Raw genomic sequence first — 11,518 nt, forward strand, 5'->3', positions numbered from 1 at the left:
CGGGTGACCTTGAACATACCCATCCAAGCGGAACAAAATATATATTTGGCAAAGAGTTTACAATTATTAACGCTGACGGTTCTCGCTATACATTAGGTAGAGATTTCGTTGCAGCGCCATCGGGAAATGCAAAAATTACTGGTCAACGAATTGATCTGAATTAGTGAGAATATACAAAAACAAATGGAGGTGTTAGGTGTGAGAGGTAAAACGTGATGATTGCCTAGTGTGTACTAAGTAACAGGACACGCTAGGCTTATTTAGGGAGGAAATGATTTAGCGAATCAGTAGTCCAACGATTTGTAATTTTCAAAGAGCAATTCGTATAGATAGAGAAAAATAGTCGTAGTACACATGGCAATTGGTATCTTTCATGCCATGTAGATGAAACAAGAATTTAAACAATTATTTCCACAATGGATACATAATATTTCAAGCAATGATAAACTCATTCTCACTAACGACATAGACAGTATAATATCTTGCGCTGTCCTCAAATCCCTTTTCGGGTGTGAGGTTGGGGCATTTTTTGATTTTTATTCGCTATATCACTTTGGGACAGCATATATGGGAGATCAATTGATTGGTGTAGACGCAGCAATAGAATATAAAGATTTACGAACATTTTGCAATCATCAAACCCGCTTCAATGCCAATGATAAGGTTAACCCAAATAGTGCAAATCCAAACAGCGTACAGCCTTATAAAAAGTATTATGCAAAGTATGGAATGTCTACGTTAATACTCATCTTATCTCTTTATGATGCGTGGGATTTATTGCTGAATCCTGGTCACAATGAACTGACATATGAACAAAAGATTTTTCTCTGGGCAGTTGATTCGTCCTATAAAGGATACACATCGTATCCGACTCATACAGACGTTCACAAAGCCCATTTACATTATCAGCAGCTGCTAGGCTTAGAGCATATCTCAGATGTGTTAGTGCGCTATACAGAGCCATTTACAAGCATACAGAGGGAATATGGATTATCTGAGCATATCGGAATAGTAGACAGCAAATTACAGACCGAAATTGAACTGTATAAGATTCAAACATTGTTTCCAAGGTTGGATTTAAGTCTGCCAAATGGTCAACTACATAAAAAATGTGATTTTGATACATACAAAGGCAAAATTACATATGGAAGTAGTAAAACGGACATAGAGGGTTTGTTTAGTCTGGCAGTCACATATCCAGATAGTTATGTTTGTTCAAAATTGATTGTATAGGGGATTGCCTTCGGGTAGTCTCCTTCTTTATAAAGGAGAGAAAAGAAAGTGAGTAAGTACTTTTTTTGCTATGACATGAAATTATTTGAATATTTGAAGCGTAATGGACTGAAATACATAACGAAAGCACGACACCATAAGAGTGGTGATCTGTTTTCGATGTATGAGCAGAGCGAAAAATTGGAGAAATTGCTTTCACTATGGAGAGGGTGTAATTCAGAAATGTGATATTTTTTTAAAAAATCGGATGATAAAAACGAGCTAAAATAAAGGTTTATTCATTTTTTATGTGATTTTTGGTGTTATTGGGGGTATTCATTTGTTTGTAAAACGTGATATAAATATGTCATAGGGGTATTTTTTAGATAGTAAAACGTGATATTTTTCCTTAAAATCGGATACACTTAACAATTTTTAAAAATTTGATTAAGTCCTTATAAATAATGGGTTTAAGTGTATTTATGAAAATTATTATAGTTTGATATTTTGGTATTGTGGGGGTATATATTAAGTGGTTTATTTTGATTTTTTCGCAAAAAAGGGGATATATTATTAACTTAAAATAATAAACAAGAGAGAATAATAGTTAATAGATCAGAAAACACATAAGTGCGTTGTGTTTTCTTGAGTTAAATTTTCTATTTTAATTTTTCTTTCACATACACCTATTATGTAATTGTTCAATGTAAAACTGGAGGAGTAATATGTTTAACTATACCATGCACAATATTAAAGTGAAATCGAATTGGTTTGATTTTTCAACTTCAACTAACAAATTTAAAAAAATGGGATATAAAGGGTTCAATTTATATCTAACTTTGTTCAAGTTCCGTCTTTACAAACAAGAACATAACTATATGTTTGTCACTTCGATTTCACTGTTGAGGAAAGAAACAGGATATGCTACAGAGGAGATCCTCGAACTATTAAAGGTCATGAAAAAAATAAAAATCATACATATAGACAATGTATCTCGTTGGGATTATATGATGGATGGACAAAAGATCAAAGATGATAAGGTATTGGTCATGTGGGCTTCTGATGTTCCAAATGTGGAAAAAGTTGAAATTGAAGTTGAAGAAAAAGGGTTTGGGCTAAAAGGTTCAAAAACAAATACTAACACAATTGAGAAACCAGTCACAGAAGATGACTACTATGTGAATGTTGATTTGAGTTTGCTTCAATATTATGAAGAGATTGGATTAAATGAGCGATATTATCCACTTTACTGTTTGATTAGAAAAATGACCAATAATCCTGAGAAGAAGTCATGGATGAGCATAGAAAAAATGGCTGAAACTCTAGAGTACGATAAAGATACTCTCAACAAGATGGTTCATGAGATGAACAGAAAATATCTTCTTCTTAGTACACCTAGAGATAACGGTAAGAATGGGAAGTATTTTGAAAATAAAATTTGCACAACCTTTAGCAGTCTTGATCAATTTAAGCAAAATCATCAAGAAGAAATTGATAAACGTGTGGAGAAATGGGACAAGAAACTAAAGCATAAAGGGAAAAAGAAGAATCAGGAGAAGGAGAAAGTAAAACCTAATAGTGAGCTTGATAATTCGATAAATGAAAATGATTTGTTTTATGAATATCTAGAGCCAGATGTCAGTGGAAAATTTGACCGCAAAAGATCTAGATTGGTTGAATGGCAGGATAATGCAGGGAAGTTAAGACAGCGGAACGATGATCAGGAATGGTTAGATGAAATGGAATTTTGACATTGAGTAAGCAGGAGATTGATGTCTCCTGTTTTTTGTTTGCCTAAAACTATCAAAACTATGGAGGATAAAATTAAATGAACATATATGAAGCATTAGCCAAGATACCAGAGGCAAAACGAGAATATTTCAAATGGAAACATGATATTCGTTATGATCAGACAAAACCTAAAAAGTCAGAAGAAGATTTTAAACGGTATGTAAATGTCAAGACGCTCAATTCGTTCCTCGAATGGGAAAAGAGTCCAGAATATCATTCACTTTGTCTATTGCTACTACAATCCAAACTGGCGAATGACCTGATGGACACGTATCAGATTGTAACTGAAAAAGCCAAATCAGGTGATGAGAAGTCGGTTAAATTGTTTTTACAACTTAGCAAAGAGATACAATCTGGAGCAAAATCAGCATACGCTCAAGTGCAACAGGAACAAGAGGAAGAAGATGATCTTGAATTGTAATTATTTTTAGAAGAAAATAGAATCATCTTACTATAGAGGTGGTACTATGGTTACATGTATTAGTTGTGATAAGAAATTTGAAGAAGATAATTGTATCTATGATTCACATGAGGCAGAATATTACTGTCAAAAATGTTTTAATGATGGTGACCTAAAGAAGTGTCCTGATTGTGAAAGAGTGGTTGATCACTTGGAAAAAGATGGTTTGTGTGAGAGCTGTTCTCCAGATGATTACTGGAAAAAGGAAGACCCTGATTTTATGGATAGTTATGATCCTGATATAGATTAGATATTTTGATGCAATAGAAAGGTAGTCGATTATTCGGCTGCTTTTTTTTGTCTGAAAGGATGTGAAACGGTGGTTGCATTAACAAAAACTTGAAAAGGTAATGGGCTCATTTGAAATAGTAAGAAAAAAATTTGATTTTAGATTCTTAAGTTCTCTAGTAGCAACAAATCTTGAATATGGCGGAAAGTGATTAAATTAGGAATTATGTAAAACAATCAAATTGTGTTTTTATTCGGAATTTAATAAGGTGCGGTAAATTTGACGAAAGTAGGACGAAATTACATCCTACTTTTTTGTTTTGTTAAAGTTTCTCAACCCAATTTCGGGTTCAGTGGCAAAATAAAAAAGGAAAACGGTTTGACAAGCTAATGTTGCAGCAAGACTACACTATATGTACTTATTTGTGTATAGAATTTTTGTCAGGACTCTAGAAAATCTAATGTATAATATTGGATAGAAATACGAGATAGAAAATTTGGAATTATGTGGTTAGAATTATTCGATGAATGGAGAGATTTGGCTATATATGAAAAAGAAAAGATTCGATATTGGAGAGATCGATATTCTCGATTTGCTTAATGAAATAGGTGAAGAGGTTGAAGAGAGTGAACAACTACTTAATTCATCTTTTAAGCCGAATAGTTTTGATTGGAATCTTGTTCAACAACTATCTCATGGAGAATTAGAGTCTCATCTACGCAATATAAACATTATTGATCAAGAACTAACTGTATATGCTGTGGAAAGAACCTTAGGCAATGAATTTCTAATATTGACTGGCTATTCGTATGACATGTTTTATATTAGAGCAGTTATTGTAAAACCAGACAACAGCATTAAATTTGTAGGCATTTGTGCTAAAGAAATGTCAGATAACAGACTACACATTTTAGATATAAATGTGAAAAAGAAGGATGCCAATAAAGGATATGGTTCAATTCTATTAGCACATCTAATTAAAGTAGCTTCGAACAACAGCGTAAGAACAATTACAGGTGAATTAACACCTGAAGATTTAAGAAGTCATGGTGATAGGCTGAAGTATTTTTATAAGAAACATGGATTTGAAATTGAAGATTTTGGACATTTTGCTAACATTAAATGGACTAATTCTAATTAGTAATAAATTAAAAGATGGTTTTAATCCTGAAATAACTAATTGGAATATATCTTATATTCTCACTTCTCTGTGCTATCATAAATATTGGGATAAAAGGGGGTTGTACATAAGTGAATAAAGTTATCATTTTATTATTAGCGGTATTTGTGCTTGTCGGATGTGACTCTTCTGCTTTTAAAGAGAACATGGATAAAGGACAGCAGGCGCTAAAGGAACAAAAATACTTTGAAGCAATTAAGGTTTTTTCTGAAGCTGCAAAAGAAAAACCAAATGATCAGCGTGTAACAGAACCATTAGCTGAAGCGAAAAAGAAAATGGAGGAAGAACAAAAAAAGATTGTTTCGGATTATTATCAATTTGTTATCGACAGAAAGTATGAAGATGCATATGATCTACTTTCTGAAACTACAAAAAAGAATGTTAGTAAAGATGATTTCGATTTATATCAACAACTTAGATCAGAAATTATGAAGTTTGAAAATTTTAAAGTTGAAAAAGGTAAAGAAAGTAACACATTTAGCGTTACTGAAAGAAGTACTAACTACTTTGATGGAAAAGAAGTAGTATCTTCTTCAATTAGAAAATTAGTTAGAGAAAATGATACATGGAAAATCATAAGAGAAGCAAATGAAGGCTGGAAAGAAAAAATAGCTTATGATTACAATGTAATCGGTGGGATGTATTTATATGGGAAGGGCAAAGATAAAGATCTTAATTTAGCAGCAGAATATTTTGATAAAGCTATAACTAAAGATCCTACATTTGAAAATGCCTATTTCGGTCTTGGATATGCTTATGCAGAACTAAGAAGGAACAGTGAAGCCTTGAAAGCATACCAAACTTTTGTTGACAAAGTTAAAGATGATAAAGAAAAATCGGATGCACTAGTTAATATGGGAATTATTTATGCAAGCATGGGCAATAGAAAAAAAGCACAGGAAACCTTACAAGAAGCGATAAAACTTGATAATACTAATGAATATGCAAAGACAACTTTAGCAGCAATTAAATGATGTAAAACAAAATTGGGAAAAATTAATTTCCTGAGCCAGCTTGTAAAAGATGGGTTTTCTTTAACCACTTCCAAGCAAATTGGCAGTTTATTAGAAAGTGGGATAGTGTTATGAGTTTGGATAACTGGATAGAAAGCATTATTAATGATTTTGAGCAAAACAATATTATCACTCTAGAAACTGAGTACGATATTGATATTCCTGTCCCTATTGTTTGCTTGAAAAATGATGAAGAAAATATCAATAAATTAATGCGATTGTTGCAAATGCACAACTTGCCTCTTTTAACATTCAGAAAGAAATTTAGTGATGACGTTGAACCACTTTCATTAGATCAATTGGATGAAGATGAGCACTATATTTATCCAAGCAATGATAAGATTATTGATTACATTAACAAAAAAGTTAATCAACATAATCAAAAACTAAAATCAGTTCCAGTTAACGAGACAGTTAAAGCATCTATTTTTGCAGTTCTTCCATCTCTAGTTATATCAATAGAAAACCACCATGTAAATTTTTCTGAATGGAGAGAACTAGTATATACAGGCATTGAAGATATTATTAATGAACTTGATCATGATGTTTATTATCTAGAATTAAAAACTGAATATAAAGAGGAAATGGAAAGAGAGCGACTACTCAAAAGAGAAAAACTAAACGCTTTGATAAGAGATTGGTCTGCTTTTCTTTTCAATGATGAAACATTTAGATTGTGTTCAAATCAAAAATTAAGAAGAGAATTTCTACTAAATAATTTTGAGCCATTCATTTCTAAGCACAAATGGGCAGATGAGCAGAGCGATGATGAACTAGTTCTTAGTAGGCAGAATTTATATAGTCAGATGTCAAACGAAATAGATTTAGTATGGAATAAACTCAAGGCAGGAAGATAGAATGGGGAATTGATTAATTAATATCTAAGGCTAAGGTGGAATGAACAGTGGACTTTATTCTTAGGGAGATAGAAGAACGAGCAAAAGAAGCAGAAAGAAAAGTTGTAAAAGAAGCAAAATACAAGATTGGTGACAAGTTGTATTCAAAAGGGACTCGTCCTGTAGTTATTACCGATATACATAATGGATTTTCTGGTTTTAGTTACTCAATTGAATATGACAATAATGGTAGACGTATGCAAACTAGAGCACTAGAGTCAAGCCTTAGTATTGAACCTTATGAACCAGAAGAAAAGCCAGTAGTTGATTTAGAGGCAAAGGCCCAAATGCAAATTGAAAAAATCAGAATGGAAGCAGAAGAACAGATTATACGAATCCAGTTAATAAATCGACTGGTTGAAGTTATTGATGAGAACTCAGATTTTTATAAGGAATTTGGATATGTGACAAGTAAAGAGGGAACTGATTATTTTGTTGAGTTTCTTACCTCAAACAATACGAGAGTATTTAAGAGGGATCAAATTACACTTCCACACAGAAAGAAGTTTGGAGAAAATAACTATCCAGCATGGAAAGATGCAATGGAAGATTAAATGAATTGTGAGATTGATTGGAAAGGTGAGTTTGATGGACTATAATACATTGACTATTGTCTTTCTTCTCGTATTCTTTGTTGGAATTGCATTAGGAAGGTATTTTACACGAAGTGCAATATTGACAAAAATTACTGAGCATATCGGAAACCTTAATGACATACTTCATAATGCTAAAATAGAGTTACGCACTGGCAACAAGATTAGTTATGATCATCTCACTCAGGAATTGGAACCAACAATAAGTGAAGGAGGAGTTGTTAAGGAAGAAGCAGAACGAATGATAAAAGAGTACGAAGATCGGATTTATGAAGCAACACATATAAGAGATTTGTATGTCTAGAAACACCTTAAAATACTATTTTCGATGGATGGGTAGTCGAATTGATCGGCTATCTTCTTTTATATCCTAACTAAATTTCTCAATTAGTGTCAGAAATCGATTGAAACTTTGTAAATTAACACATATAGTTTCAAGTCAGTGTTATGTCACGATACGATTGCCGAATTATAATAGTTTGAAAAAAAACTTGATTTTGCTAGGTTTTTAAAAAGTGTCTCCTTTCAATCATTTTGCATAAAATGGCAGTAAGCCTTGATACATAAGGGTTTTCACGATAACTGCCTCGATAGTAATCTCGATGCTCAAAATAGAGGTGTATTTTCATAATAAAATAACGATGAAACCTTGGTATATTAGGGTTTGACCGATGTGTGTGTCGAGAACATTATCGAGACGTATTAAAATGAAGTCGAATATTTCGAGTTCATACTTAGTTGGACTAGCGAAACGTGAGGTTAAATAAATTAACCAACCGAATAATTAGGTTCGTTAAATAATGTAACTGACCCAATTATTCGGTTGAGTGAGTCACAAATACGGTCGTTAATGTTACTTTTTAAAGTGTTTCAAAAAATGCCTGAAAAATAGCCAAAAGATACATAAAATAAGTATCAAAACCCATTAACAAAATCATAGTATCATAATTGACTAAATATACCCTTTTTGGTACAATTTAAGTATCAAGAGGGAGGCGGTCAGTAATGAGTGAAGTATTCGGATATGCAAGGGTAAGCACAGAGGATCAGGTACTAGATATGCAGTTAGACGCATTGAAAAAGTACGGATGCAATGAAATATACCAAGAGAAAATGACAGGGACAAAGAAAGACCGACCTCAACTAGAGAAACTACTTGAAAAATTAAGGAAAGGTGATAAGGTTGTTGTTTATAAACTTGATCGTATTAGCCGTAGCACGAAACATTTGATTGAACTTGTTGAGATGTTTGATGAAAAGGAAGTTGATTTCGTTTCTATTCAAGATAATATAGACACTTCAACGGCTATGGGACGCTTCTTCTTTAGAATGATGGCTAGTATTGCTGAGTTAGAAAGGGATATTATTGTTGAACGTACAAAGGCAGGACTTGAAGCTGCTAGAGCCAGAGGGAAAAAAGGCGGTAGACCTACAGTTAAGAATGAAAAGGTTACACTTGCTTTAAAAATGTACGATAGTAAAGAGTACAGTATTGAAGAGATTCTTAATGCTACTGGAATAAGTAAGATGACACTGTACAGATATATTGAGAAGCGTGATAAGGAGTCCATTGTATAAATACAGTGGGCTTTTTGTTTGCATGAATTGAATGGAGAGGTCGGGGTATATTTACATCTATGGAAGTAATGTACATTCTGATAGGGTGGAGATCACATGTGGGCGTCTAGGCAGGTTATTGAGTGAATCGATGCATTTTAATAGTGGGGTTTAATGCTATGAGATGGAGTAGACTTTCTTTTTAGAAGTAGAAAAAAATGTAATTTATCCCTAGAAATATATGCTATAGTTGATAAATGGATAGATAATAATCAATAACTATATTTTCTAAGGATGAAATCTATGATTGTTTCCCATAATTTATCCGCTTTAAATACCTCAAATAAACTAAAAATGAATAACGATAAACGAGCGAACTCAACAGAGAAATTATCTTCAGGATTAAGAATCAATAAGGCTTCGGATGATGCCGCTGGGTTGGCTATTTCTGAAAAAATGAGAGCGCAAATAAGAGGATTAAGTCAAGGACAAAGAAATATTCAGGACGGGGTCTCATTAATCCAAACGGCTGAAGGTGCTTTAGGGAATATACATGACAATCTGCAACGTATGAGAGAATTAGCTGTACAAGCAGCTAATGATACATTGACAGATACAGATAGGCAAAATATCCAGGAAGAGATCGTACAATTAAAAAGTGGGATCGATAAGATTGCACATAATACTGAATTTAATGGAATGAAGTTGCTAAATGGTTCAAATATTACAACTACGTCAAATACGATTACAACATTGTCTAGTGTGGATGTACCAAAAACTGTTTCTATTTTATCAACTGGAATGGTTTATTTCGGAGAGTTTACAAGCAATCTTTTTGCTGGATTACCGACCGACGGAAAAGAGAGGTTTGGTTTAATAAATTCACCCCCTTCGGTCACGACGTTAATATTCCAGTTCAGTACTCCAACAACATCTCCCGAGTATATATATTCACCATTAGGTACAGATATAAAAAGCACATTAAGTAACCTACTATCTACCTTCAATGAGGTGAAAAACGGATCAAAAGGAAGCTTAGATCAACAGAATATGATTGCAGCAGAAAATATCAGAATGGAAATTTACGGTAATTTTGCCGTTCTTATTTCAGACAGTAGTCAAGGTGGGATAGCAGGAGGTGGGAATGGAGGAATAATTAATACCTCTAATTATGCAGTTGGAACTACAGCAATTATTAACTATACAGAAACACAAGAAGTTACTACGACGACAACTGTTATAACTACTAGTCAGCAGCCATTAACATTACAGATTGGTGCTAACTCTGGTCAGACATTAAACATCGAAATGACAGATACAAGGACATCTGCGCTAGGGGTTAATAATATTACAGTTAATTCAAGAAATAGTGCAGAGGCTTCAATTGGTATAATCGATACTGCTATTCAAAAAGTTTCGTCAGAGCGATCCAAATTCGGTGCATATCAAAACCGTTTAGAACATGCTATGAACAACGTAGCTAATTATGAAGAAAATTTAACCGCAGCAGAATCTCGAATTAGAGATGTAGATATGGCTAAAGAAATAATGGAAAATACAAAACAAAGTATTTTAGAGCAAGTATCGCAGGCAATGTTGTCACAAGCCAATCAACTGCCCCAGGAAGTATTACAATTGTTGAAATAATTTAAACTGCCCATCGTGGCAGTTTATTTTTTTGATTTTTATAAATATGATATTCATGACCAATTACATTGTAATTTACGGTAAATAAAATCCATCAGGATGAAGTGTCCGTTTACTTAGCGGAAAGCGGATTGATTGCCATTGATACATGCAATCCAAACTGACAAGATACAAACAAGAAAGATATAGGAAGCTGCATTATCTATTCTACTTGAATACATATCGAATCAGACACAATTAATGGAGAATTCGCTCAAGATGACAAAACTGTATGCCAATTTCATGAGAACTTAATGGCACTATTTGACCAGTTAGAAAATAGAATTCACAAAATGAAGATTGAGGAATCCAAAGCAGCCAATTCAAATGGCTCTTTTTTTATGTTATTTGATATGTAGTAATTATAAGGTCGTAACCGATACAGTGACGACCTGTGAAAACAAATTCTCCATTTTGATCTTCCTACTTTAAGTAGGAGAGACCATTTTTGGACTCTCGTATTTTACGACTTCCGAAATTCCAAAGGGGTAATTTAATTCTTTCTCCTTCAAATGGTGGATTTCTGATAACCAATTACTAACTCGATGGTATTACACCCTTGAGTTTTAACTATGAGGGTTGCGATTTTACTGAACCGACTTTTCCGTTGAGTGATATCTTGAAAATTCCTATGGTAATCAATAGCGAATCGTTAGTAGGTTTGTTTTAAGGTCTTGGGAGAATCTCCTACGACCAATGAGAGAACGGAAAAGTCCGTTTTCGGAAATGGTTAGTTTTTACTCAAGGAGTTAATTAATGTGGATTATACAAACGATTTACACATTGCTCTAGGCTTCATTTGCTTCGTGGTGCTGTCTTAGATATTCCGAGATAAAGATGAAGTCTCAAAAGGGATTAAATCGGTTTAAATTAGTGGATTTATGAATGTTGTTACATTGGG

11 protein-coding genes are annotated in these 11,518 nt (G+C 33.3%); all 11 read left to right on the forward strand.

The annotated features are described in order from the left end of the window. The first annotated feature begins 567 nt into the window (after positions 1-567). On the forward strand, positions 568-1,233 hold the full coding sequence (locus tag ACQCN2_RS13325) for a hypothetical protein (RefSeq protein ID WP_426929417.1): 666 nt from the start codon (positions 568-570) through the stop codon (positions 1,231-1,233). 704 nt (positions 1,234-1,937) lie between these two features. Continuing rightward, on the forward strand, positions 1,938-2,963 hold the full coding sequence (locus tag ACQCN2_RS13330; protein ID WP_426929418.1) for a hypothetical protein: 1,026 nt from the start codon (positions 1,938-1,940) through the stop codon (positions 2,961-2,963). 77 nt (positions 2,964-3,040) lie between these two features. After that, a complete protein-coding gene (locus tag ACQCN2_RS13335; protein WP_426929419.1) occupies positions 3,041-3,424 on the forward strand; it encodes a hypothetical protein in 384 nt (127 codons plus the stop codon). A 46-nt stretch (positions 3,425-3,470) separates the two neighbouring features. Beyond that, on the forward strand, positions 3,471-3,713 hold the full coding sequence (locus ACQCN2_RS13340) for a hypothetical protein (protein WP_426929420.1): 243 nt from the start codon (positions 3,471-3,473) through the stop codon (positions 3,711-3,713). A gap of 526 nt (positions 3,714-4,239) precedes the next feature. Continuing rightward, positions 4,240-4,833 (forward strand): GNAT family N-acetyltransferase, encoded by a 594-nt coding sequence (locus tag ACQCN2_RS13345; RefSeq protein WP_426929421.1) that lies wholly within the window; start codon positions 4,240-4,242, stop codon positions 4,831-4,833. Between the two features lie 110 nt (positions 4,834-4,943). Continuing rightward, positions 4,944-5,846 (forward strand): tetratricopeptide repeat protein, encoded by a 903-nt coding sequence (locus ACQCN2_RS13350; protein WP_426929422.1) that lies wholly within the window; start codon positions 4,944-4,946, stop codon positions 5,844-5,846. A gap of 110 nt (positions 5,847-5,956) precedes the next feature. Continuing rightward, a complete protein-coding gene (locus ACQCN2_RS13355) occupies positions 5,957-6,742 on the forward strand; it encodes a hypothetical protein (RefSeq protein WP_426929423.1) in 786 nt (261 codons plus the stop codon). Between the two features lie 47 nt (positions 6,743-6,789). Further along, positions 6,790-7,335: a hypothetical protein gene (locus ACQCN2_RS13360; RefSeq protein WP_426929424.1), complete on the forward strand. Its 546-nt coding sequence runs from the start codon at positions 6,790-6,792 to the stop codon at positions 7,333-7,335. Positions 7,336-7,369: 34 nt separating this feature from the next. Then, on the forward strand, positions 7,370-7,678 hold the full coding sequence (locus ACQCN2_RS13365; protein WP_426929425.1) for a hypothetical protein: 309 nt from the start codon (positions 7,370-7,372) through the stop codon (positions 7,676-7,678). 701 nt (positions 7,679-8,379) lie between these two features. After that, positions 8,380-8,952 carry a recombinase family protein gene (locus tag ACQCN2_RS13370; RefSeq protein WP_426929426.1) on the forward strand — a complete coding sequence of 191 codons (573 nt, stop codon included), beginning with the start codon at positions 8,380-8,382 and terminating at the stop codon, positions 8,950-8,952. Between the two features lie 282 nt (positions 8,953-9,234). Continuing rightward, positions 9,235-10,578, forward strand: coding sequence for a flagellin N-terminal helical domain-containing protein (locus ACQCN2_RS13375; RefSeq protein WP_426929427.1), 1,344 nt, complete (start codon positions 9,235-9,237; stop codon positions 10,576-10,578). Positions 10,579-11,518 lie beyond the last annotated feature (940 nt).

Origin of the sequence: Brevibacillus ginsengisoli (genome assembly GCF_050113715.1) — a bacterium.
Classification (GTDB): Bacteria; Bacillota; Bacilli; order Brevibacillales; family Brevibacillaceae; genus Brevibacillus_H; species Brevibacillus_H ginsengisoli.